22 protein-coding genes and 1 tRNA gene are annotated in these 22,837 nt (G+C 71.6%); 8 read left to right on the forward strand and 15 right to left on the reverse strand.

Annotated features, from left to right (window positions below; genetic code table 11):
• Positions 1 to 6: 6 nt before the first annotated feature.
• The 5 genes from QSK21_RS23000 to QSK21_RS23020 all read right to left on the reverse strand — a co-directional run bounded on the left by QSK21_RS23000 (position 7) and on the right by QSK21_RS23020 (position 6,247).
• Positions 7 to 702 carry a substrate-binding periplasmic protein gene (locus tag QSK21_RS23000; RefSeq protein WP_285698820.1) on the reverse strand — a complete coding sequence of 232 codons (696 nt, stop codon included), beginning with the start codon at positions 700 to 702 and terminating at the stop codon, positions 7 to 9.
• Positions 699 to 2,078 carry a glutamine synthetase family protein gene (locus QSK21_RS23005; protein WP_285698821.1) on the reverse strand — a complete coding sequence of 460 codons (1,380 nt, stop codon included), beginning with the start codon at positions 2,076 to 2,078 and terminating at the stop codon, positions 699 to 701. Before QSK21_RS23005 ends, QSK21_RS23000 begins: the two co-directional genes overlap by 4 nt.
• Before the next feature lie 11 nt (positions 2,079 to 2,089).
• Positions 2,090 to 3,421 carry an NAD(P)/FAD-dependent oxidoreductase gene (locus tag QSK21_RS23010; RefSeq protein WP_285698822.1) on the reverse strand — a complete coding sequence of 444 codons (1,332 nt, stop codon included), beginning with the start codon at positions 3,419 to 3,421 and terminating at the stop codon, positions 2,090 to 2,092.
• A 99-nt stretch (positions 3,422 to 3,520) separates the two neighbouring features.
• Positions 3,521 to 4,714 (reverse strand): cytochrome P450, encoded by a 1,194-nt coding sequence (locus QSK21_RS23015; RefSeq protein ID WP_285698824.1) that lies wholly within the window; start codon positions 4,712 to 4,714, stop codon positions 3,521 to 3,523.
• A 12-nt stretch (positions 4,715 to 4,726) separates the two neighbouring features.
• A complete protein-coding gene (locus QSK21_RS23020) occupies positions 4,727 to 6,247 on the reverse strand; it encodes an APC family permease (protein WP_285698826.1) in 1,521 nt (506 codons plus the stop codon).
• A gap of 494 nt (positions 6,248 to 6,741) precedes the next feature.
• Here QSK21_RS23020 and QSK21_RS23025 point away from each other — a divergent pair, with 494 nt between their 5' ends.
• From QSK21_RS23025 to QSK21_RS23055, 7 genes are all read left to right on the forward strand, one after another.
• Entirely contained in the window at positions 6,742 to 7,524 is a 783-nt protein-coding gene (locus QSK21_RS23025; protein WP_285698828.1) for a FadR/GntR family transcriptional regulator, read from the forward strand.
• Between the two features lie 54 nt (positions 7,525 to 7,578).
• The gene (locus tag QSK21_RS23030; protein ID WP_285698829.1) at positions 7,579 to 8,337 is read left to right on the forward strand and encodes a cache domain-containing protein; all 759 of its coding nucleotides are present in this window, start codon (positions 7,579 to 7,581) and stop codon (positions 8,335 to 8,337) included.
• A gap of 201 nt (positions 8,338 to 8,538) precedes the next feature.
• Entirely contained in the window at positions 8,539 to 8,778 is a 240-nt protein-coding gene (locus tag QSK21_RS23035) for a hypothetical protein (protein WP_285698830.1), read from the forward strand.
• 304 nt (positions 8,779 to 9,082) lie between these two features.
• Positions 9,083 to 9,340: a hypothetical protein gene (locus tag QSK21_RS23040; RefSeq protein WP_285698831.1), complete on the forward strand. Its 258-nt coding sequence runs from the start codon at positions 9,083 to 9,085 to the stop codon at positions 9,338 to 9,340.
• Positions 9,341 to 9,652: 312 nt separating this feature from the next.
• The gene (locus QSK21_RS23045) at positions 9,653 to 9,937 is read left to right on the forward strand and encodes a hypothetical protein (protein WP_285698832.1); all 285 of its coding nucleotides are present in this window, start codon (positions 9,653 to 9,655) and stop codon (positions 9,935 to 9,937) included.
• Positions 9,938 to 10,053: 116 nt separating this feature from the next.
• Entirely contained in the window at positions 10,054 to 10,326 is a 273-nt protein-coding gene (locus QSK21_RS23050) for a hypothetical protein (RefSeq protein WP_285698833.1), read from the forward strand.
• 91 nt (positions 10,327 to 10,417) lie between these two features.
• Positions 10,418 to 11,818 carry a zinc metalloprotease gene (locus QSK21_RS23055; RefSeq protein ID WP_285698834.1) on the forward strand — a complete coding sequence of 467 codons (1,401 nt, stop codon included), beginning with the start codon at positions 10,418 to 10,420 and terminating at the stop codon, positions 11,816 to 11,818.
• Here QSK21_RS23055 and QSK21_RS23060 read toward each other — a convergent pair.
• The 9 genes from QSK21_RS23060 to QSK21_RS23100 form a co-directional block, all read right to left on the reverse strand.
• Complete coding sequence (locus tag QSK21_RS23060) at positions 11,791 to 13,419, reverse strand: alpha-amylase family glycosyl hydrolase (RefSeq protein ID WP_285698835.1); 1,629 nt, start codon at positions 13,417 to 13,419, stop codon at positions 11,791 to 11,793. The two genes, QSK21_RS23055 and QSK21_RS23060, sit on opposite strands and share 28 nt — an antisense overlap.
• A gap of 69 nt (positions 13,420 to 13,488) precedes the next feature.
• Complete coding sequence (locus QSK21_RS23065; protein ID WP_285698836.1) at positions 13,489 to 14,997, reverse strand: pyruvate, phosphate dikinase; 1,509 nt, start codon at positions 14,995 to 14,997, stop codon at positions 13,489 to 13,491.
• Between the two features lie 17 nt (positions 14,998 to 15,014).
• Positions 15,015 to 15,620 carry a transcriptional regulator gene (locus tag QSK21_RS23070; RefSeq protein ID WP_285698838.1) on the reverse strand — a complete coding sequence of 202 codons (606 nt, stop codon included), beginning with the start codon at positions 15,618 to 15,620 and terminating at the stop codon, positions 15,015 to 15,017.
• Positions 15,617 to 16,708 carry a TetR/AcrR family transcriptional regulator gene (locus tag QSK21_RS23075; RefSeq protein ID WP_285698840.1) on the reverse strand — a complete coding sequence of 364 codons (1,092 nt, stop codon included), beginning with the start codon at positions 16,706 to 16,708 and terminating at the stop codon, positions 15,617 to 15,619. Before QSK21_RS23075 ends, QSK21_RS23070 begins: the two co-directional genes overlap by 4 nt.
• A gap of 68 nt (positions 16,709 to 16,776) precedes the next feature.
• On the reverse strand, positions 16,777 to 17,763 hold the full coding sequence (locus QSK21_RS23080) for a glycosyltransferase (RefSeq protein WP_285698841.1): 987 nt from the start codon (positions 17,761 to 17,763) through the stop codon (positions 16,777 to 16,779).
• Between the two features lie 240 nt (positions 17,764 to 18,003).
• Positions 18,004 to 18,086, reverse strand: a tRNA-Tyr gene (locus QSK21_RS23085).
• 216 nt (positions 18,087 to 18,302) lie between these two features.
• A complete protein-coding gene (locus QSK21_RS23090; RefSeq protein WP_285698842.1) occupies positions 18,303 to 18,611 on the reverse strand; it encodes a hypothetical protein in 309 nt (102 codons plus the stop codon).
• Positions 18,612 to 18,689: 78 nt separating this feature from the next.
• Positions 18,690 to 20,036, reverse strand: coding sequence for a hypothetical protein (locus QSK21_RS23095; protein WP_285698844.1), 1,347 nt, complete (start codon positions 20,034 to 20,036; stop codon positions 18,690 to 18,692).
• On the reverse strand, positions 20,033 to 20,806 hold the full coding sequence (locus QSK21_RS23100) for a J domain-containing protein (RefSeq protein ID WP_285698845.1): 774 nt from the start codon (positions 20,804 to 20,806) through the stop codon (positions 20,033 to 20,035). Before QSK21_RS23100 ends, QSK21_RS23095 begins: the two co-directional genes overlap by 4 nt.
• A gap of 104 nt (positions 20,807 to 20,910) precedes the next feature.
• Between QSK21_RS23100 and QSK21_RS23105 the strand changes: the two genes are divergently transcribed.
• Positions 20,911 to 21,336 (forward strand): hypothetical protein, encoded by a 426-nt coding sequence (locus tag QSK21_RS23105; RefSeq protein WP_285698846.1) that lies wholly within the window; start codon positions 20,911 to 20,913, stop codon positions 21,334 to 21,336.
• Positions 21,337 to 21,383: 47 nt separating this feature from the next.
• On the opposite strand, the gene QSK21_RS23110 is transcribed toward QSK21_RS23105, so the two are convergent.
• Positions 21,384 to 22,808, reverse strand: a complete 1,425-nt coding sequence (locus QSK21_RS23110; protein ID WP_285698847.1) for an asparagine synthetase B family protein — start codon at positions 22,806 to 22,808, stop codon at positions 21,384 to 21,386.
• Positions 22,809 to 22,837 lie beyond the last annotated feature (29 nt).

The following is a 22,837-nucleotide window of genomic DNA, read 5'->3' on the forward strand; positions in this document are numbered from 1 at the left end:
CACCGTTCACAACGGGAAGGGCAGGGTCGGCATCCAGGTGTTCCAGATCCGCCGCAGGCGGCCGTCCCCGATAACGGTGGCCAGCGCGTCGTCGAGGGCGGAGCGCGTTCCGGGACGGTCCTTGGCCACGGCCACGCCCCACCGGTTCGCGGTGGGGACGGTGAAGGCCAGGTCGAAGTCGGCGTCCTCCGCCAGGGGGACGAAGACCACGTCGTCGTCCACCACGGCGTCGACCTCGCCGGAGCGCAGCGCGGCCAGCATGTCGCCGAAGACGTCGTCGGTCTCGCCGCCGAACGGCACGGTGGTCGCACCCTCGAACGTCTCGGCCAGCGCCATGTTGGTGCTGCCCTCGATCGCCGCGACGCGCAGGCCGCGCAGGCCGGACGGCGAGGTGATACCGGCGCCGCGCCGTACCAGGACCGCCTCGTTGAACACCGCGTAGGGACGGGTGAAGTCGACATGGCGCAGGCGCTCCTCGGTGATGCCCTGCCCGCACCAGACAGCGTCCACCTCGTGGGCCTGGAGGGACGGGACGAACTCGGCCCAAGGCATGAAGACCCATCGCAACGGGCGGCCCATCACCTCGGCCACCAGGGCGGCCGCGTCGGGTTCGTAGCCGTGCCGGGCGACGCCGTCGGGGCTGCGCGAGAACAGCGGCGGCGCCTCCGCGTCGATGCACGCCAGCCGCAGGGGCTCGGTCACGGCAGGTGCTCGGTGTACATCTCGCGCTCCCAGTCGGTGATGGCGCCGCAGAACCGGGCCCACTCGTCGCTCTTGAGCTCCAGGTACAGCGCGGACATCGCCTCCGGGAAGGCGCCGCGGACGACGGCGTCGGCGGCGAAGGCGTCCAGGGCGTCCCGCAGCGTCAGCGGAAGCGGCTCGAACTTCGAGGGGGTGGCCTCGTAGCTGCTGCCGGCCTGTGGCGGGCCGGGGTCGATGGCGTGGTCGAGGCCGTCCTTCATGGCGGCGATGACGGCGGCGTGGGAGAGGTACGGGTTGACGGACGCGTCGGGCAGCTTGCATTCGAGCCGTCCGTTGGCCGACAGCCGCACCGTGCAGGTCTTGTTGTCCATGCCCCAGTTGATCTGGGACGGGGCGAACTGGCCCGCGTCCCAGTAGCGCTTGTAGGAGTTCACCGTGGGGCCCATCAGCGCCATCATCCCGGCGGCGTGGCTGAGGACGCCGCCGAGCGCGTGCCTGCCCTCCTCGGTGAGGTGCAGTTCCGTCACGCCGGGGTCGGCGAGGATGTTGCGGTCGCCGCGCCACAGGCTGAGGTTGTGGTGGCAGCCGTTGCCCATCACCCCGGCGGCGGGCTTGGGCATGAAGCTGGCGGTGACGCCCATCTCGCGGGCCACCTGCTTGCAGATCTGGCGGTAGGTGACGAGCCGGTCGGCGGTGACGCAGGCGTCGTCGAACATCCAGTTCAGCTCGAGCTGCCCGGGGTCCTCGTAGTCGCCTTCGATCATGTCGAGGCCGAGCGCCTGCGCGTACCGGATCACCCGCTGGAAGATCGGGCGCATCAGCTCCAGGCTGTCGACGTGGTAGGACGGGCTGGACCCCGGTTTGACGTGCACGTCGAGCCCGGGACCCGTCCAGGTCATCTCGGGCTCGCAGCCGCTGCGCAGCCGCAGCCCGGTGGCCTCGGTGAACGCGTCGTGGACGCGGCGCAGGTTGGAACGGGCGTCGGTGGCCAGCGGGCTGCCGCCGATCTCCGGGAAGTGCCCCGGCTCGTACACGCTGCAGAAGAACCGGCCGACGGTAGTGTCCCACGGCAGCACCGCGAAGGTGTCGGCGTCGGGCACGGCGGTGAACTCCTTGGCCTCGGTGCCGCCGCCGAGCAGGTTGCCGAACCGGTCGACCTGGAGGTCCGACATCGCGGTGCGATGCAGGTTGACGCCGCGTTCCAGGTTGCGGCGCAGGTGCCGGGCCGGGACGACCTTCCCGACGATCCGGCCGGTCAGCGACACGGTCTGGTAGTAGATGAACTCGACGCCGGACTCCTGGACGCGGGCGGTGACGTCGTCCATCGCGGCGGCGTTGCGTTCCTTGTGCTCGTCGAGAGCCGTGGTGGCGGACATGGGACCTTCCCTCAGACGGTGAGCGGTCGGATCACTTCGGGGGGACGGCCCCCCACGTCCCCGGGCCAGTACGCCCGGCCGCCTGCCGGGCGCTCGGACGTCCAGGTTCGGGGCGGGACGGTGGCGTCGGCCACCAGTTCGCGGTAGTGGCGGTGCCGGGACTCGGGGATCCCGGCGAGCACGACCCCGACCATCTGCCGGTCGCGGTAGTACGCCATCGCCACGCCGCCGGTCAGGGCCCGGGGGTGGTCGAGCCCGCCGTCGAGCAGGACGCAGCGGTCGCCGAGGGCGGGCGCTCCGTAGCTCTGCACGCGTACGCCGTACTGGTCGCTCCAGAACGACGGCAAGGGGGTGAACGGGCCGTCGTCGTGGGATCGCACGCCCAGGTGCGCGGCCAGTGTCGCGGCCGCGCGCCGGGCGGTGTCGCCGGTGACGCTCCAGTGCTCGACCCTGCGGGGCACGTCGTCGTACCGGGGGTTGGGGAAGCGGGCCACGTCGCCGGCGGCGACCACGCCGGGCAGCCCTTCGACCCGCATCCAGTTGTCGCATTCCACCCCGTCGTGGAGGTCGAGGCCGTTGCCGTCGAGCCATTCCACGTTGGGCCGTGACCCGACCGACTCGACGATGAGGTCGGCGGGGATCGCGGTCCCGTCGTCCAGCACCGCGCCGGTGACGCGCTCGCACGGCCCGTCCGACAGCAGTTCGGAGACGACCCGCCCGGTCACGAACCGCACGCCGTTGTCCTCGTGGTGGCGGCGCAGGACGCGGCCCAGCTCGGGGCCGATCGCGCGTTCCATCGGCTCGGCGCCCGCCTCGACCACGGTGACCTCGCATCCGGCCGTACGGGCGGTGGCGGCGACCTCGCAGCCGATGAACCCGCCGCCGACGATCACCACCGAGCATCCGGGGACGAGCCGTTCCCTCAGCCGCAGCGCGTCGTCCAGGGTGCGCAGCACGTACCGGCCGAAGTCGGGCCCGGGGATGGCGGCGCGCGAGGGGCGCAGGCCGGTGGCCACCACCAGCCCGTCGTAGGTGAGGACGGTGCCGTCCGCCAGCGTCACCGACCGGGTTCGCAGCGAGGCCCGCACGACCGGGGTGCCGAGCCGCCAGCGGACGTCGGCCACGCTCCTGGACCGCCGGTACGCGTAGGCGTGCGCCTCCGCCGCGCCGCCGGCCCCGGTGCCGCCGACGAGCAGGTCCTTCGACAGCGGCGGCCGGTTGTACGGGAGGTGTTCCTCCGCGCCGACAACGGTGATGGCCCGGTCCCATCCGGCGGCGCGCAGGTGCTCGGCCGCGCGCAGTCCCGCCAGCCCGGCGCCGACGATCACGACCTGTCCGGCCAACGGTCAGGCCCCGATCCGGACGGGACGTACGACCTTCATCAAGAAGACTCCTCTGGTTACGGTTTCGGCGGGTGGGATGAGGCCCCGGGGGCTCGGGGCTCAGGGCCTCGGGGTGAACGCGAGGGGCAGTGTGATGGGCCCGGTGTTCCCGCTGAGCGGCAGCGAGCGGACCTCGCCGTCCACGCGCGGGTCCCGTAGGCGGCGCGCGAGGAGGGGCAGTGCCACGCTCATGTCGGTGCGGGCCACCAGGTGGCCGAGGCAGTAGTGGATGCCGCCGCCGAACCCGAAGTGCGCGGGACGTTCGGCGGTGATGTCGAACGTGCCGTCCGGGACGGCGCGCGGGTCGGTGCCCGCGGACTCGGTGAACAGGTGGACGGTGGTCCCGGCCTCGATGTCCAGGCCCTTGTAGGTGAAGTCCTCCAGGGCCTCCCTGGTCACCCAGGTGGTGGTCGGGTTGACCCGCATCACCTCCTCCACGGCCGCGGGTCCCAGCTCGGGCCGCTCGCCCAGCAGCGCCCACTGGTCCGGGTGCCGCAGGAACGTCCGCATGGCCAGCCCGAGCTGGTTGCGGGTCGTGTCGAACCCGCCGAAGATCAGCAGGACCATCGAGTCCCGCAGCTCGGCCCGGCTCAGCCGGTCCTGGTCGGCCTCGGCCCGGACGAGGGTGGTGACGAAGTCGTCGCGGGGCGACCGCAGCCGGTCCTCGATCACCTCGTCCACATAGCCGTACAGGTTGTCCAGCGCCGCCTCGATCCTCGGCAGGTCCTCGGCGATCGTCACGCCCATCGCCAGGCCGATGGTGGCGGACTCGCGGGCGATCATCCTCCACTCGGACTCGGGCAGGCCGAGCATGATGGCGATGACCCGCGCCGCGTAGGGCTCGGCGAACTCGGTGACGAACTCGCAGCGGCCCGGTTCGGCGAAGGCGTCCACCAGCTCGCCGGCCAGCTCCTGGAAGCGCGGGACGAGCCCGGTGATGAGCCGCCGGGAGAACGCGGGGTTCATCAGGCGGCGCAGCCGGCGGTGGTCCTGACCCTCCTTGTTGAGCACCCAGTTGGACCACCATCGCGCGAACGGCCCGCTGGTGATGCCGTGGTGCTCGGGCCATTTCACGCTTCCCTGCCGCAGCTTGGGATGCGTCAGGAGCTCTCCGACCTCGTCGTACCGCAGAACGGCGATGCCGTAGTTGGTGCGCGCGTACCAGCCGTGCTCGCGCGCGTCCCGCACCTCCTGGGACTGGACGGAGAAGGCGGGGTCGGCGATGTTGAAGTACGGCGCGGTCCGGGAGCTCACGGGTCACTCCTCTCAGCGGGTCGCGAGCGGGTCCGCGGCGGACGCGGGAACGGCGTCGCCCGCCGGGGTGTCGCCGCGGCCGTAGTGGCGGGTGGCGGCCATGTAGGCGAGCCCGGCGACGATCACGATGGCGGCCGAGAGAGGCACGATGTAGTTGTCGTACCAGGGCACGTCGGGCGTCCGCGGCCAGGACATGTTGATCATCGCGGCGATGCCGTACACCAGCGCGGCGACGTTGACCGCCAGGCCCCAGCGGCCCAGCGTGAACGGCCCCGACGGGCGCCAGCCCTTGAGCCTGGCCCGCAGCGCGGCCAGCACCACCGCCTGGAAGGCCAGGTAGATGCCCAGCGCGGCGAACGAGATGATCTTCGTGAGGGCGTCCGTGGACAGCTTGGAGCCGACGACCAGCACGGCGGGCAGCACGGCGGCCAGCAGCAGCGCGTACGGCGGCACGTGCCGGGTCGGCGAGAACCTGGCCAGCACCCGGCTGCCGGCGATCATGTCGTCCCTGGCGTAGGCGTAGGTCAGCCGGCTGGCCGCGGCCTGGAGGCTCATCGCGCAGGACACGAACGAGATCAGCACGATCCCGAGAATGATCTTGACGGGTCCGGAGCCGAACGCGGCGGTGAGCGCGGTGGTGACGGGATCGGCGTCCGCGCCGGAGACGACGGCGCCGAAGTCGGCGACGGCGAGCACCAGCGACAGCGCGACGAAGGTGGCGGCGGCCCCGCCCACGTAGATCGTCATGCGCATCGCCTTCGGGATGCGGCGGGCCGGGTCGCGGACCTCCTCGGCCACGTCGCCGCACGCCTCGAAGCCGTAGTACTGGTAGATGCCGATCAGCGAGGCGGCCAGGAAGGCGGCGGCGTACGAGCCGCCCTCCCCGGCGCCCTGGCCGTCGAAGAACACCCCGAGCCCGTGGTGGCGCTCGGTGACCAGCAGCCAGACCCCGACGACCAGCGCGCCGACCAGTTCGGCGGTGAAGCCGACGATCGCGGCCATCGCCAGCCGGCGGGTCCCGGACAGGTTGATCACCGTGGCGACCGCCAGGATCGCCAGCGCGCACAGGATCGTGGCGTTGACCGAGGTCTCGAAGCCGAGCATCGCCGCGGCGTACGGCCCGGCGCCGTAGCTGACGCCGGCGATGGTGGCCAGCAGCGCCACCAGGTAGATCCAGCCGTTCATCCACGCCCAGCGGCGCCCCCACAGCCGCCGCGCCCAGGGGTAGATGCCGCCGCTGACCGGGTACTGCGAGACGATCTCGCCGAAGACCAGCGCGACCAGTAGCTGGCCCAGCCCCGCGATGACGAACGCCCAGATCATCGGCGGGCCGGCCTGGGCGAGCGAGATCGCGAACAGCGAGTACACGCCGACGACGGGCGAGAGGTAGGTGAAGCCGAGGGAGAAGTTGGCCCAGAGGCTCATGTCCCGCCGGAAGTGGCTCTCGTAGCCGAGCGCGGCGAGCCGTTCGGCGTCGTCGTCGAGGGGTCGTGCGGGCGGTGGAACCGCCCCGGTCTCCTTGCCGGTGGACACCAGTGGTCCTCCCTTGTCTGCGGACGTGCCGGCGCGTCGTCCTCGTGGCCACGGCCGGTCCGTTCCGGTGTGGGGTACGACCCCCACACCCCACGGAAGAGCCGGCCGGGCCGGTTCCCCTCCACTCCGCCGGCGCTTGGCTCCGCGGACCGGCCCGGCGTGTGGAAGGACCGCGTGACCGGACCCGTCGACAGGGGGGCGGTCCCATCGCGTTCGACGGTCACGCGGCAGCGTCGAGCCGTCTGGGACGGACCCCAGACGGGGGTGTTGCGGTTCGGGTCGCGGTGCCGCCGTCCCGGCGGGTTCCGGGACGCCGGCCTGCGAGACTGATGTCGGCGAGGCCACCTCGGAGAGCGGGGTACCGCCCTGGCCGAAAAGATATGGCGCCAGATATTTTCTGGCAAGAGGTCGGCGCGAACTCGCCGCCCACCTGGTGCCCGGCCCCGCGCCCACCGGCCCTCCGCGACGGGAAGGCAGCAAGAGAAGGGAGAACGATGCCCGCACCGGACGCGTCCGTGACCGCCCGGCTCGCCGTCTTCGCGCCCCTGGAGAACCTGGGCAGGGCGGAGGCCATCACCCGCCGGCTGGCCGACGCGATCTCGCTGGGACTGCTCGCGGACGGGGAGCAACTGCCCAGCGAGCCGGATCTGGCCGCGCAGCTCGGCGTCGCCACGGTGACGGTCCGGGAGGCGCTGAGCGAGCTGCGCAACCAGGGGCTGATCGTGACGCGGCGCGGGCGCGGCGGCGGCAGCTTCGTGCGCGCGCCCGAGCAGGACGAGACCGCGGGGCGGCTGCGGCGCCGCCTGCGCGACCTGACCGTGGCCGACCTGCGCGACCTCGGCGACCACTACTCGTCGCTGGCGGCGGGCGCGGCCCTGCTCGCGGCCGAGCGCGCCTCGCCGGACGACCTGGAGCGGCTCGGCGAGGCGGCGGCGGCGTTCGCGGACGCCGTGTCGGGCGAGCGGCGGCACCACGCCGACGGGCGGTTCCATGTGGAGGTGGCCGCCGCCGCGCAGTCGGCACGGCTCACCCGCGAGGAGATCCGGCTCCAGACCGAGATCGGCCCGCTGCTGTGGCTGCCGGGCGCCGACGCCCGGACCAGGCGCAGGCTGGACCGGCAGCACCGCGAGATCGTCGCCGCCATCGCGGCCGAGGACGCGGGGCGCGCGGCGGACCTGGCCAGGCGGCACGTGACCGAGGCCATCGAGCGCCTGGTCGAACTGCATCTCAGCCTCGTCGAATCGGGAGGCGGGGAAGCGGAAGGCGTAGCACCATGATTGGCCGGCCCCTGGGCGCGACCCGGCGACGCCCACCGACCGTGAGGTGACAGTGTGAGACGACGCCAACCCGCACGCACTCCCGCTCCGGAGGGCCACCCTCAGGGCGAGTCCGCCGTCGGGCAGGTCTTCGACTCCGTGCTGCGCTCCATCGAGGGGCTCAGCGCCCAGGTGGTGGAGGTGGTCCGGGCGGCGTCCGGACGTGGCACCCGTCCTGCGCGGGACGAGCTCGCCCCGGTGCGGCAGGAGGTGTTCCGCATTCTGCGGGAGCACGCGCCCCTGGTCACCGGCAGCGGCTTCGTCGCCGCACCCGACCTGCTCAGCGACGCGCCGCTGTGGCTGGAGTGGTGGCAGGCGGGCGAGGGCGGCGATCCCGAACGGCTCGTGGTCGACCTCGACCCGGCGAGCCGCGGCTTCTACGACTACACGGGACGCCCCTGGTTCACCGTGCCCGACCGTACGCGCGGCCCCAACATGCACGGTCCGTACGTGGACTACCACGGCACCGACCAGTACATCCTCACCATGTCCACGCCCGTCCTGGAGGGCGGGACGTTCCTCGGGATCACCGGTGCCGACCTCTACCTGCGGACCGTGGAGAAGACCGTGCTGCCGCTGCTGCCGCCGGGCGCGATCCTGCTCAACGCGCAGGGCCGGGTGATCATCTCCCGTTCCGCGCGGCATGTGACGGGGGCGTTGCTCCGGCGCCTGGACGTGGCCACGGTGGAGCGCACCGGATCCCCGGTCGCCGTCCCCGACGGAGGCACCCTGGCCCGCTGCGGGGAGCTGCGGCTGTACCTTCTGACTCCCTGAAAGGTCCGCCGCCTTGCCTCCGGCGCCGCCCCATTGACGTCATCTTTCAAAGGGCCTCAACGATCGCCCATATTAATGTCAAGGTCGGTCAATTGATCACCTCGTCCCGCATGAGAGGCGGGGGTGCGTGCTAGTTCTAACGGTGCACTACTTCATGTAGGCATCGACAGAACTCTCCGCGGATGAGCTTAGGAGGCTCATATGATGAAGCGACTGGCCGCGAGCGCCATCGTGACCACCGCGCTCGGCGGCGCCCTGATGACGGCCACGCCCGCGCTGGCCAACGACGACGACAACACCGTCAACCAGGAGAAGGTCGCCGAGCTCAACGTGCTCTGCAATGTCGCGGTGCTCGCCGTCCAGAAGGACGCGAACTGCGGCGGCACCAAGTCGGTGCTCTCCGACAGGGACCAGGCCAACGAGGTCAAGATCCGTCACTGAGCCGAGGCGGTACTCGGGGCAGGGAGCCGTCCGGCTCCCTGCCCCTTTTTTCGTCGCCGCACCGGGCCACCCCGGAAACCGCGCATTCCGATATTTCCGAGGAATTGGAACAGCCCGAAATGTCGGATACCTATCGTCGTTCGGCCATTACCGCCAAGCGCGCCCAGCGGACGGGCAATGTTATGGTCAACGACGCCGATTCTCGCGTTCCACAGCGCATGAAATGCGCGACATCGTGTTACTAATAACCGTGCCTACACCGCTGTAGGCGCGAAGCGCTCTCGAGAGAGGCTAGGAGGCTCAAATGCTCAAGCGACTGGCAGCGGCCGGAATGCTCACCGCCGCGCTGGGCGGGGCCATGCTCACGGCGACGCCCGCCATGGCCAACGACGACGACAACACGGTGAACCAGGAGAAGGTTCTCGAGGTCAACCTGCTCTGCAACGTCGGCATCCTCGCGATCCAGAAGGACGCGAACTGCGGCGGCAGCACGTCCGCGCTCTCGGACGACGACCAGGCCAACGAGATCAACATCCACAAGCACCACAAGAAGCGCCGCTGACGTCGTCGTCACGTCCAAGGCGGGAGGCCACCGGCCTCCCGCCTTTTCGCGTCTTCCGGCCCGCCCCGCCGCGGCCGCTTCGCCAATCCGATTCGGAATACCATTCCGGACATTATTGAAGGTCGATCGCCCTACCTTTTGCCACCCCTTTGCCGACGGTATGGGGAGGTGTGGGAGAAACGCGCTCGCTCACCCTTTGCCGTCGAAAGCGAGAGCCGATATACCTAGACGTGCCCTCGCTCGGCGAGAGCGGGGGCAGGACATCCGGTATCGGCTTATGTACCGGAAGCGACGAGAAAGAGGAAAAACCCCATGAAGACACTCAGCTACACCGAGCTGGACGAGCTGGCCGGCGAGGTCCTGCCGGAGCGCGCCGTGCTCTCCACCCTCCTGGTGGGCGGCAACGGCGGCGACTCCTACAACAACAACAACGGCGGCGGCTGGGACCACGACGCGGGCTCGTCGATCGCGCAGAACGCCTGCCAGAGCCACATCAGCAAGCCCGACAGCGGCCTGCTCCAGCTCATCGGCCTGCACGCGCAGAACGACCACCAGTCGCTCACCTGCGTCCCGGGCACCTCGATCTCCGGCCACTGAGCCGCACGCAACACATAGGCGGGTTCACGCCCGTGCGAAGGGCTGGCGCAATGCCAGCCCTTCCCCTTCTTCTCGCCCATTTCCACCACATCCTCCGCCAAGGGAACGCAGACGAAATGAAACACTCTGGTGGCCAAGAGCTGAATTATGCCGATCTCGACCGTTTGACGGCCGAGGTGCTGCCCCCGCGGCTGGCGCTGTCGAACGGCGTTCCGGCACCGGGTCCCGCCCCCGTCCATTACATGGCGAGCCCGAGCACCGAGGTGTTCTACGCCTGCCAGGTGACCCATTCGGAGGGCACGCCCGGCGTCCTCGGCACCGGGCTGCTGGCACGGGCGCCGTACTCCACGATGACCTGCGTCCCCGGTGTCGTCCATGCACGGGGCTAGGAGCCCGCGCGCCAGGAACCCGCGCACCCCCGTCAAGGCCCCCGATGCGGCCTTCCCAGATGCGACCCTCTCCTATGCGGCCCCCTCCGCCATGACCACCGGTGGGACCGACGGTGGGACCGGCGGCGAGCCCCCCGCCGGACAGACCATACGGGCGGCTCCGCTGACCCTGCCCGTCCTCGCGGACGGCGCGGAGCTGGTCGGGAGGTTCAGGCACTCCGGGTACCGCGAGCCGTCCCAGTTGGTCTGCCTGCCCAACCGGCAGCTCGTCCGGCTGCCCACTCTGCTGTACCTGGTCGTCAGGACCCTGGACGAGTACCGCGACGCCGCCCCGGCCGCCGACCCCCGCCGGACGCTGGAACGGGTGGCCGAGGACGTCAGCCGTGCCGCGGGCGTCCGGATCACCGGAGAGCAGGTCGTCTATCTCGTCGACCGCAAACTCGCCCCCCTCGGCATCACCTCCTACAGCGACGGGACGCCGCCGCCGGTCGTGAAGGCCAGCCCGTTCCTGGGGCTGCGCTTCAAGATGGCCGTGCTGCCGGAGCGGGCCACCTGGTTCCTCGGCGGCCTGTTCTCGTGGCTGTTCCGCCCCACCGTGATGGTGGTCATGGTCGCCGCCATCCTGGTGAGCGAGGTCTGGCTGTTCACGACCCGGTCGCTGGGCGACGCGCTGCACCAGCTCATCCTCGCGCCCGTGACCATCCTGCTGGTCATGGGCCTGGGCGTGCTGTCGTGCGCGTTCCACGAGGTCGGCCACGCCACCGCCTGCCGCTACAGCGGCGTCCGGCCGGGCGCCATGGGCTGCGGCATCTACCTGGTGTGGCCGGCGTTCTACACCGACGTCACCGAGTCGTACCGGCTGGGCGTCGCCGGGCGCGTCCGCACCGACCTGGCCGGGGTGTACTTCAACGGCGTCTTCGTCGTCGCCCTGACGCTGCTCTACCTGCAGACCGGGTTCCAGCCGCTGCTGGTGGCGATCCTGTACGTCAACTTCGAGATCGTCCAGCAACTGCTGCCCAGCCTGCGGTTCGACGGGTACTACATCATCTCCGACCTGATCGGCGTCCCCGACCTGTTCAAGTACATCGGGCCGATCCTGCGCCGCACCCTGCTGCGCCGCCCGGCCGACGTTCGGCTGAAGGAGCTCAAGCGCTGGCCGCAGCTCGTGGTGACGCTGTGGGTGCTGACGGTCCTGCCCGCGCTGGCCTTCCAGCTCGGGCTGATCGCGACGCAGCTTCCCCGGCTGTTCGGCTCCGGCTGGTGGATGATCAAGCAGCTCGCCGCCACCGCGATGGCCGGGGACGCGGGGACGCTTCTCCTCGTCACCTCGGGCCTGCAAATCCTGCTCCTGCTGCTGCCGCCCCTGGGCGTGGTGCTGATCCTGTACCAGATGGCCCGGTGGGTGGTGCGGAGGCTCGTCCTGTACGTCCAGGGTCCGCCCGAACCGGAGCCGGTGCCCGATGGTCAGCCGTCCAGGTCGACGATGGCGTAGGAGAAGCCCTCGGCCTCCACACCGTCGCCGGTGAGGGTGACGCCGCGTCCCTCGACCAGGCGTCCCGTGCCGATCGCACCCCGACCCGGCTTCCGGGCGGGCTTGAACGCGGCGGCCCGGCGGCGGGGGTTGATGACGACGAGGTACCGGTCGCCCCGTACGTAGGTGAAGGGGAAGCCGTCGTGCAGGATCCTCACCTCCGCCCCGGCTCCCAGCTCGGGGGACGACGCGCGCAGCGCGATGAGGCGGCGCACGAGGTTCAGCAGCGAACCCGGGTCGGCGCGCTGGCCCTCCACGGTGGGACGCGACGGGTCGGGGTCGATCGGCAGGTACAGGCGGTCGGCGGGCGCGGTGGAGAAGCCGGCGTTCGGCCCGGAGTCCCATTGCATGGGGGTGCGGGAGCCCGCGCGGTTGTAGTCGGGACCGGCGAAGCCGATGACGCTGCCCTCCTTGTCGGGCAGCCCCGGGACGTAGCGCATGCCGATCTCGTCGCCGTAGTAGATGGCGGGCAGCGTGGGCCACGTGAGGAGCAGCGCGAAGGCCGCGGGAAGCTCCTCGGGCGTCCGGGGACCGCAGCCCAGCCGCGAGAAGTCGTGGTTGGACGTGGGCAACGCGATGTGCCCCGCGTCGCCGATCGTCTCCATGGCCTCCAGCCACGCCTGGACGAACGGGCGCGGCGACCCCTTGCCCTCGGCGTCGAAGAAGCAGTCGACGGCCTTCCAGTGCTCCATGTCGATGCCGCCGTGGTTGTTCCACAGCGACCGCAGGGCCAGGCCGTCGCCGTCGCCTCCGAAGTGCAGGAAGAAGTCACCGTGGAAGCCCGCGGGCACCGACACCGCCGGGTCTCCCCACTCGGACAGCAGGACGGCGTCGGGATGGGCGCGGTCCAGCCACGCGCGCAGTTCCTTCCACAACAGGGAGGTCTCGCGGAACCCGGGATCGTCCTTCACCAGGGACGAGGCCATGTCGACGCGGAAGCCCGCGATCCCCAGCCGCAGCCAGTGGTCCATGATCTCGCGGAGCGCGGCGCGGTTGGCGCGGGGCCCGTCGGCGTCCACCGGCTGCCGCCACGGCTCCGACGGCGCCATGCGGGCGTAGCCGAAGTTCAGCGCGGGCTGGGTCGGGAAGAAGTTCGGCAGGTACGCGCCGTTTCTGCCGCCGGGGGACGGGACGAAGCCGCGGGGAGGCTCGTCGGTGTCGGCCCAGATGTAGCGGTGGTCGGAGGGGTCGTTCGCCGACGCCGTGAACCAGGGGTGCTCGTCGGAGGTGTGGCCCGCGACCAGGTCGAGCAGCACCCGGATGCCGTGGTGGCGCGCGGTCTCCACCAGGCGTGCCAGGTCGTCGGCCGTCCCGTACCGGGGAGCGATGGAGAGGTAGTCGGAGACGTCGTAGCCCGCGTCCCGGAACGGCGACGCGAAGCAGGGGTTGATCCAGATGGTGTTCACCCCGAGCCAGGACAGATGGCCGAGGCGTTCGGTGATCCCGTTGAGGTCGCCGATGCCGTCGCCGTCGGAGTCGGCGAAGCTCTGCGGATAGATCTGGTACAGGATGGCGTCGGCCAGCCAGGCCGGGCGGGAGCGGGGGGTGGGGTCACTGCGCACGTCTCCGATCGTGCCCGGCGAGTGGATCTTCTGAAAGTCCCCCTCCGGCATTCGCCTCCGCGAGCCCGGTCACGGCCGCCCGTCGAGAAGGACGGCGCGCGCCGCCGCGAGCCGGCCGGGGCCGTCATCGGCGCTCCTGCCGGAGCCGCCGGACACGTCGTCGGCCCATTCGAGGAGGCGGCGCAGATGGTCGTCGGCCGGGGCCGTGCTCACGGGGGCGCTGCCCGCGACGACCTCCCCGCCCGTTCCGTCGATGGTGATGAGCGCGCCGTCGGGGACGGTGCGTCCAGCGACCCGCAGAGAGCCGGCGGCGGCGTCGATGGTGAGGTCGGCGGCTCCCACGACGGCGGGCCTGCCCATGGCACGGGCGACGACGGCGGCATGGCTCGCGGGACCGCCGCGCGCCGTGACGACCCCGGCGGACGCGGTCAGCCCGTACAGGTCGGCCGGTGAGGTCTCCGGGCGTACCAGGATGACCGGGCCGCCGGCCGCCATCCGTACCGCCCTCTCGGGGGTCGTCGCCACCCTGCCGGTGGCCACCCCCGGTCCGGCGCCCACGCCTCGGGTGAGGATGTCGAGCCGCGCCCCGGCCGTCTCGATCCGTGGCGTACGAGCGTGGTGGACGTGGTGCGGTGAGACCCTCAGCAGGGCCTCGTGCCGTCCGATGACCCCTTCGTCGGCCAGGTCGACGGCGACACGGATGGCGGCGCGTCCCACGAGGCCGCCGGGCCGCACCTGGAGCAGCCACGGCTCACCCGACTCGAAGGTGAACTCCACCTGGCACGCGTCGCGGTAATGCCGTTCGATCGCGGCCATGGCGTCCAGGAGGTCCGCCCACACGGCCGGTTCCCTGTCGGCGAGGTCGGTCAGGGGCCTTGTCATCGACCTGCCCGACACGACGTCCTCGCCTTGGGCGCCGAACAGGACCTCCCCGTACGGGACGCGTTCACCGGTGTTGGGGTCGCGGCTGAAGGCGACACCGGTGCCGCTGCGGCCGTCGCGGTTCCCGAACACCATGGCCTGCACGATGACGGCCGTGCCGAGGTCGTGCGGGATGCCGTGGAGCTCCCGGTAGATCCTGGCACGCGGGGTGTCCCAGGACGAGAACACGGCCGCGATGGCGTGCTCCAACTGCCGGGCCGCGTCGTCCGGGACCGGCCCCGTGAGAGCGGACAGGAGCCGCCGGCGTGAGGCGACGGCGAACCGCTCGTCCCCCGTCTCGGCCGCCAGCCCGGCCGTGGCGGCGGTGGTGAGGCCGAGGTTGAGGATCGTGCTCATCATGCCGGGCATCGACACGCTCGCGCCCGAGCGGACCGAGACCACCAGCGGCCGTTCACGCCCGCCGAGACGCCGTCCCGTCACGGCCTCCAGGTCGCGGACGGCGGCGGCCAGCTCGGCGGTCAGGCCGTCGGGAGGGCGCCCGTCGCGGAGGAACGCGCGGCACGCCCCGGTGGTGATGACGAACCCCGGCGGCACGGGCAGTCCGAGGCGCCGCAGGACGACGAGGCCGTGCGCCTTGCCGCCGAGGACGGTCGGGTCGTCCGCGGTCTCCGCCGACAGCGGCTTGATCCAGGCCATGGCTGTGCGGTGCGGTCTCAGTGCCGGGGGATGCCGAGGGTGACCAGCAGATCCTCGTGGAGCTGGCACCACACGGTGTGGTACGAGTCGAGCCTGTCGGTCAGGTAGCCCAGGTCGCCGTGCCCGGCGCGCGTGATGGCGCCGGTGAGCCGGTCCCGGTAGCGCTGGAACCGGGGCAGAGCCGCGGCCAGGTCCACGCAGACGCCATCGGCACGCCGGTGGAAGTCGGCGAACAGGTCCAGGACACGACCGTCGTAGGCGGCGTCGGTGTGGTCGTTCGCGGTCGTCACCCCGTCCACGACCCGGGTCTGCCACGCGCCGCAGAGGTCGAGCAGTTCCGGGTTGAGCACGAGGAAGTCGTCGAAGGCGGCGGCCACCGCCTGGCGCGCCCCCGCCGCGTCCAGCTCGTCGGAGACCCGCTTGGCCGCGGCGGCGCGCCCGGCGTCGGTCAGTCCCCACGCGCGGAACAGTCCCAGCTCGTAGGTGACCAGGCCGGTCACCGCGAGATCGATCAGCTCGGACTCCACGTCGGCCTCGGGCAGCCCCGTCGCCTCGGCGAGCCGTTCGACGCTGGCGAACCCGACGCAGCGGAGGGCGTGCAGCACCATCAGGTCGCCGCTCATCGGTTCTCCTCGCATGGACGGCCGGCGGGAAGCTCCGCGGTCGCGGCGGCGTGGGCGGCGCCGCGTCCCACGGCGCGTGCGACGATCCGGCCTTCGCGGACGCGCACGGCCGCCTCGGTGGTGTCGTCCGGGTCCCCGATCCCCGCCGCCGTGGCGATCGCGGCGCCGCCGTCCAGGACGAGGTGGAGGCCGGGCCAGGTGTCGCCTCCGAACACGCCCCGCAGGCATCCGGTCAGGTCGCCGATCCTGAGCCGCACCAGGCGCCCGATCTCGGCGGGGTCGGCCGTCACCACGGCCACGGTGACCCGGTCGCCGAACCGGGCGGCGCGCACGGCCTCCTCCGCAGCCTCCAGCCGTCGGGTCCCCAGGACCGCGACCACGCCGTCGGCGTCGGGCGTGACCGTGCGGCCGGTGATCTCGTCCCGCGCCTCCTCCGGAGGCCGCCAGGGCTCGCGGACGGGATGGGCGGCGACGGCGTAGGCCAGGTGCGGCGGGTCCCAGGTGTCGTCGAGGTCGAGCCCGGCGAAGTGGCGGCAGGCGAGCGCCATGCCGAAGGCGTCGCCGAACCCGGGTGCCGTCTCGGCCAGGTGCCCCGCGCCGTCCAGCAGCGTCAGGACCAGCTCGGCCAGGCGCACGCGACGGGCGGGGATCGGGACGCGCGACTCCAGAGCGAGACCGAGCAGGAGCGCTTCCAGCTTCATGACCTGCGCCAGCGCCGAACGGCCGGGTCCGTCGTCGAACACCCCGGCCAGCGACCGCAGTTGCAGTCGTCCGCCCGCGAACGTGTCGCCCATCAGCGGCAGGCGGTCGAGCCAGGCGCGGGCGAACGCTTCCATCGCCTCGTCCAGGCGCGAGGGGGGCGGCTCGACCGGGGCGGGGGGCCGCAGCGAGTCCAGGAGGACCGCCAGGTAGAGCGCCCGCTTGCTGGGGAAGTTGGAGTACACCGCGCCGCGGGTCATTTCGGCGCGACCGGCGATCCGGTCGATTTTGGCGTCGGCGTATCCGTGTTCCGCGAACTCTTCCCGTGCCGCGGCCAGCACGGCGGCCTTGGTGCGTTCCTGCTGCTGCGCCCGCGTCAGCCTGGCCATCAGGCCGTCCTCGTCTCGCTCACGGAGCCAAGATACTCACATCATCTGGATGTTATCAACATCTGGATTCAGCTCTGGGGGCGCGCCGGCGGCCATCCCTTGGACCATTCGCGGCGCAGTTCCCACAGCCTGCGCCAGTCCTCCCGTGTGATCGCGGGACCTCCCTGCTCGGCGGAAGGGGCGCGCATCAGGCGGCTCAGCCTGGACCGGAGGAACACGCCCAGGACCAGTAAGCGCACCGCGCCCTTGCCCACGTGCCGCCGCATCAAGGTGGCTTTGCCCGTGAACAGCATCGCGAGCTTGTCCGGGCCGATGGACTGCGCTCCGCCCTCGTAGCGGAACACGGCCCGTCCCGTCACGGTGGGCCGGTAGCCGAGGGCGGCGGCCCGCAGGCACAGGTCGGCGTCCTCCCCGTACATGACGAAGCCGCGGTCGAAGCCCCCGGTGTCCTCCCAGGCCCGGCGGGAGACGAGCAGGTATCCGCCGGTGACCACCGGCACCTGCTGCACCTCGCTGGACCACGGCCCGGGCGCCTCCGGATCGAACCAGCGGGTGCCGGGGAAGATCGCGCTCAGCAGCGTCCCGAAACAGAACGCCGACCACAGCCCGGGGCGCCCGCACCAGCTCCGCGGATCGGCGGTGCCGTCCGCCGCGACGCAGCGTCCGCCCACGATGCCCGCCTGCGGCTCGGCGTTCGCGCAGTCGAGCAGCGCCCGTACGCTGCCCGGCGCGGGAACCGCCTCCGGGTTGACGAAAACCAGCCATCGCCCCTTCGCCTCGGCCACGCCCGCATGGCAGCACGCCGCGAAACCACCGCCGTCCCCCGCCTTCACGACCCGCGCGTCCGGCGCCGCCTCCCGCGCGGCCTCGACGGTGTCGCCGCCGGAGTCCGCAACGATGATCAGTTCCGCGCGGACCCCCGACACCGCCCGCCGCAGCGCCGCCACGCACGATCCGATATCGGGCGCGCCAGGATGGGGGACGACAATGACCGAAACCCCGTCCGGCGGCAGCGTTCCGACGACGAACCGGCCGTCGCCGATCTCCCGTCGCACCAGAGACCTCCCCCGGGACCCACCCCTCGGCCGATTTCAGGTTCCCGCATCGGCGGCCCGCAACCGCCGCCCTGACCGCTCGTGGTCAAGGCGGGCGCCGGGGCGACCACAGGTTGGCCTCAAGAGGCGCTACAAGAGGCACCGCAGGAGGAACAAAGAGCGCCGGGCTTGGTGAACGCGCGAGGCAAAAAGGATCCGAATTCGTTCGGGGAAGGCAATGCCGTCATTATCCGAGGGCGGTAGGGCGTGAGGGATTCGAACCCCCTGAGCACAAGGCACCTGGTTTACAGCCAGGCCCGACTCTCCCACGTCGGCGACGCCCCTCGGGACCGGCGGCGCCGCCGGTCCCGTACTTCTAGAACGGTACGCGCGGCCGACGGGAAGAGCCATCGATTTTCTCGCGCCATGGTGTTCCGGCGGCCGGGCGGCATCGACCTCCGGTGCTTTCACCCGCCGGTTTTCCACCCGGCCGTGATCGCCGGTCGCGGCTTACCCTGAATTCCGGCCGGCCCCCCGTACTCGGCCGTTCTCTGTGACGCTCAGGTCAGGTCGAACTTGACCTCGTCGCCGTTGACGGAGGTGACCTTGATGGTGACGGGGCCGACCTGGGAGCTCTGTCCCTCCGCGATGGTGACCGTGCCGGAGGTGCCCATCCGCACGGTCATCGCGTCGCCCGAAATCCGGGTGACCGTGATGTAGTTGTCCTTCAGCTCCAGGGTCTGCCCGGCCCCGTTCACGGTCACATGGCAGACGCCGCCGCTGCACGAGTAGGAGTTGCCCCGGCACGCGCCGAGCAACGGCACGGCCGCGAGCGTGAGCGCGGCCAGGATGGAAACACGGCGGTACATGGTCGCCCCCCCGGTTGACGAGAACAGTGCAACCATGGACGCGCCCTTGACCATCACGGTTCCGTCCCGCCGCCGCGGTCAGGACAGCGCGAAGCAGGTGACGGTCTTGCCGGTCAAGGTCAGGACCAGGTCGTCCTCGGTCTGGTGGAAGGCGTCCGCCAGGTTCACCACCTGGCCGGTGACGGCGTGGACGAAGACGTCGGTGCTCTCCTCGTCGTCGTCGGCGAGTTCGGCGAACTGCATCCACGCCCACTGACGCGGCGAGTCCATGCCGCAGTCGACGAACATGTGGCTCTGCGAGCCGAACGGTCCCTCGGGACGGCCACGGACGGAGATATGGGGCAGCGACCACAGCCGCGTCCCGTCGGCGATGTGCCTCGCGCGCAGGAAGCCGCCCTCCCAGGTGAGGACGGACTCACCGCATACGGCCAGAGCACCCTTGCTCACCATGTCCCCTGGCTCCGTCCACGGCCACCAGTGCGCCCACAGAACGCGACCCAAGCCTCGATCACGGACCTCGACCGTCATCCACGGGTCGCGCGGTCTGCCGCATGACCGGCATTCGTTCGGCTCGTGGTCGCTGGGCGCGAACTGAGGGCAGTCGCACATCCACCGTTCACCGGTCAGCGGAGGGTAGCGGTACAGCAGCCGGACCACGTAGGGGCCGGCCACTCCATAGCTGACCGTGGCCTCGGGGATCGGCTCGGTGCTCCACCGGACGGCGCCGTCGTCGATGCCGAGCCCTGTGAAGGTCCCGGCCCGCTCGTCGTACACGACGTGGATCGCGTCCGGTGCCGCGTTCCTCTGGCCGCCGGTGCCGTGGAGCCGGTCGCGGGTGACGCGCCATAGTGGCCGGCGGGTGTCGGGGTCGATCGGCGCGGTCCACTCGTCACCGTGGCGAAGCCTGCCCACGCCGTTCAGGTCGTCGGCGAACCACCGGCGCCACATCTCCGCGTCGTCGTCGCGCGCGTGCAGCCACCACTCCACCGTCCCGGTGAACGGATGGACGCCCGCGACCAGCATCCGCCCGGGCTCCTCACGTCCCACGACCACCAGGTCCCGCCAGGCGCGGCACCACCGCCAATCGGAGGGATCGGCGCGCACCCCGGGCCACGGCTTCACCGGTCCGGTGTCCCTCAGCACGACCTGCGGGCGCCGCAGCAGCCCCGAGTCGCCGTACGGGGCCATCCGGGGAAAGGCCGACTGCCGCGCGGGCAGGGGCGCACCGGTCGCGATCTCGATGAGCTCGTCGTCGATGACCAGTGGCCCGTCGACGCGGACCCAGACCTGCGCCTTGCGCCTCACCCGCCGCCGCCAGCGGATCCGGGGCTCGCGGTGGCCGAGCATCGCGGCCGTGCGTTCGGCGAGCTCCCGTCGGACGGCGGGCGGCCCGTCCCTCCGCGGGGCGGGAAGGTTGTCGGTCATCTCCGGCTCCTCCCCAGCGCCTCCAGTTCCGCGCGGCGCTGCTCGATCGTCGCACGGACACGCTCGGCGAGCCTGCGCAGGGCGGCGTCGGGGTCGGGCTCGCCGAAGAGGAGGGGACCGAGCCCGGTGCCGGTCAGCCGGCGGAGCTCGCCGCGCACGTCCGCCAGGCGCCGCCGCACCGAGGCGACCGCGTCGCGCAGCCGGGCGAGGCGTTCCTCGGAGCCGGCGGGTGCGGGGGCCTCACCGGCCCACTCGTCGGCCAGCCGCCGCAGCGCGGCGATGTCGCCTCGCGCGTACGCCTCGTTGACCCGGGCCATGAAACGAGCGCGCCGTGCCCGGTCGGCGTCATCCGCCCCCAGGTCGGGATGGCAGCGTTTGGCCAGGTCCCGGTAGATCCGGCGGGCCTCGGCCGAGGGGACCCGGGTGGAGGTGGTGCCCGGTTCGCCGTGGTGGCCGTCCTCACCCGCCATCGCCCGCGCGGCGTCGGCGGACTCGCGCGCGCGTTCCCGTGCCGCCTCCGCGTCCCTGAGGTCCTCGGGGCGCCCGCTGATACGCGCGGCGAGCTCGGCGAGCCGGGCCTCCACCTCGTCCAGCTCCGCGTACAGGGGCGCCAGCATCCGATCGTGCCGCCCGGCGAAGTCCTCAAGCCGCGCCCGGGCCACCGCGATCTCGGCCTCCGCGGCGGCCAGTTCCTCGGTGAGCGCGTCAAGCTCGGCCTCGAGCCGGGCCTCCTCCGGATCGGTCCAGCGCACGGTCTGCCCGGTCGTCACCCCGCCACCACCCGCCTTTCACGGCCACCATAACTACTACCGGAAATATCCGTCATGACGGTGATCGACCGGATACCATTCCCGCAATCTCACGGGAGGCCGCCATGGGACGTGACAGCTTTCGCGCGACCGCGCTCTTTCTGATCCTTCTCGTCGCCACCTTCGTGATCAGTGCTTTCCTGGCGATGGCCCTGGATCCCGGCGAGAACGAAGGACCCTCCAACCTGCTCGCGTGGGGCGTGTCCATCATCCTCGTCTCCTGGATTCTGCACTGGACGGTGGGTCTGCTGGTCAACAGCCGCTCCACACCACAAGGACGGGAATGGCACAACACTTACCGGCTCAGCGGAAGCCTTCCGCTCCAGTACGGCGGAGTGCCCTACACCGTGCTGGCCTGGTTTCCCGTCAGTTTCAGCGTGGGCGACCTGACCGCCCGCTGGGTCGGCTGGGTGACGCTCCTCGCGGTGCCGCCGCTGGTGCTGGTGATAGCAATTCTCGTGACCAAGCTTCTCGACGCCAGGCGCTCCTGATTACACGTGCGGCGGGCAACACGTATATCGGGGTCACGTTCGCAAGCTCAGAGAGCAAGCGTCGGGTGGTACACGTCGAGCCACGCCGCCAGGTTGAGAATCCACTCGACGGTGTTGCGGTCACGGGGCCTCGCCGGGTCGGCCTCACCCAGCCAGGTACGGTCGGCGATCTCGAAGACGGGATGGTCCAGGGACACCAGCCGGGCCGCCTCCCGTCCGAGCGCCGCCAGATAGGCGGGGTCGCACGTCGAAGGGTAGGCGGTCTTCACCCTCGTCAGGACCGAACGCGGCAACAGGTCGCGGGCGATGGCGCGCAGCAGGCTCTTCTCGCGGCCGTCGAACGTCTTCATCGACCAGGGCACGTTGTAGACGTACTCGACCAGGCGAGGATCGGTGAACGGCGTGCGGACGTCGAGCCCGGCGGCCCCGCTCAGGCTGTTCTTGCGCGCGAGCAGGACGGGAAGCGCCCGCGTCAGGAAGAGGTGGGCGACGATGCGCGTGGGGTCCTCCACCTCGGCGACGGCTCGGGCGTACTCGTCCGCCAGATGGCCGGGCAGGTCGAGCGCGGGACGCAGGGCGCCGGGGGCCGGGCCGTAATCGTCGTAATACGTCACCACCCAGGGAAAGGTCGTCGCGTCCTGGGCCGCTGGGTCGAAGAACGTGGCATAGCCGCCGAAGAGCTCGTCCGCGCCCTCCCCCGACAGGACCGTCTTCTCGCGAACCGCGCGATAGAGAAGGTAGGCCGAGCGGTCGCGGTCGCCCCAACCGGGTGGGGTGCCGTACGCCTGGACGACGCGCCTGCGCAGTGCCGGGTCGGCCAGTGTGGCGGCGTCCAGGGTGAGGGTGTGGTGGGCGGTGCCGAGGTGGGCCGCGACCTCCGCCGCGAAGGGGCCGTCGGGGGCAGCCCGCTCCTCGGTGGGCACGAAACGCTCTCTGTACTCGGGAAAGTCCACCTCGTACGTGGTGGAGACGCCGGCGAGGGCGGCGAGGAGACTGGAATCGAGCCCTCCGGAGAGCAGCGACGCGGCCGGGGCGTCCTCCAGGGCCGCGCCGAGCAGGTCCCGGATCGTCGCCACGGTCGTCCCAAGGTCGTCGGTGTGCTCCCGGGCGGTGAGCCGCCAATAGGTGGTCGTGGTGGCGCCGGAGGGTGTGACGGTGACGCTGGTGCCCGGCGCGACCTCATGCACGCCGGACCACGGGACGCCGGGAACGTTGAGCGTGAACGCCAAGGCCCGGTGGAGACCGTCCAGGTCGAGGACGGGCGCGACGTGGGCGAGCAGCGCGTCCTGGGTGGACGAGTAGAGCACGCCGTCGCTCGTGGGCGCGTAGAAGAGCGGCCTCTCGCCAAGGCGGTCGCGGACGAGGGTGACGGTCTGCCGGCCGGGATCCCAGGTGACGGTGGTGTCGCCGTCGGCGCACGACACGGGCTCGGCCGTGACACCGAACCGGATCCGTCCGAATAAGTCGGCCATGGGCTCCCGCACCTGCGTAGACTGAGGCG

Origin of the sequence: Actinomadura sp. NBRC 104412 (assembly GCF_030269515.1) — a bacterium.
Taxonomy (GTDB): domain Bacteria; phylum Actinomycetota; class Actinomycetes; order Streptosporangiales; family Streptosporangiaceae; genus Spirillospora.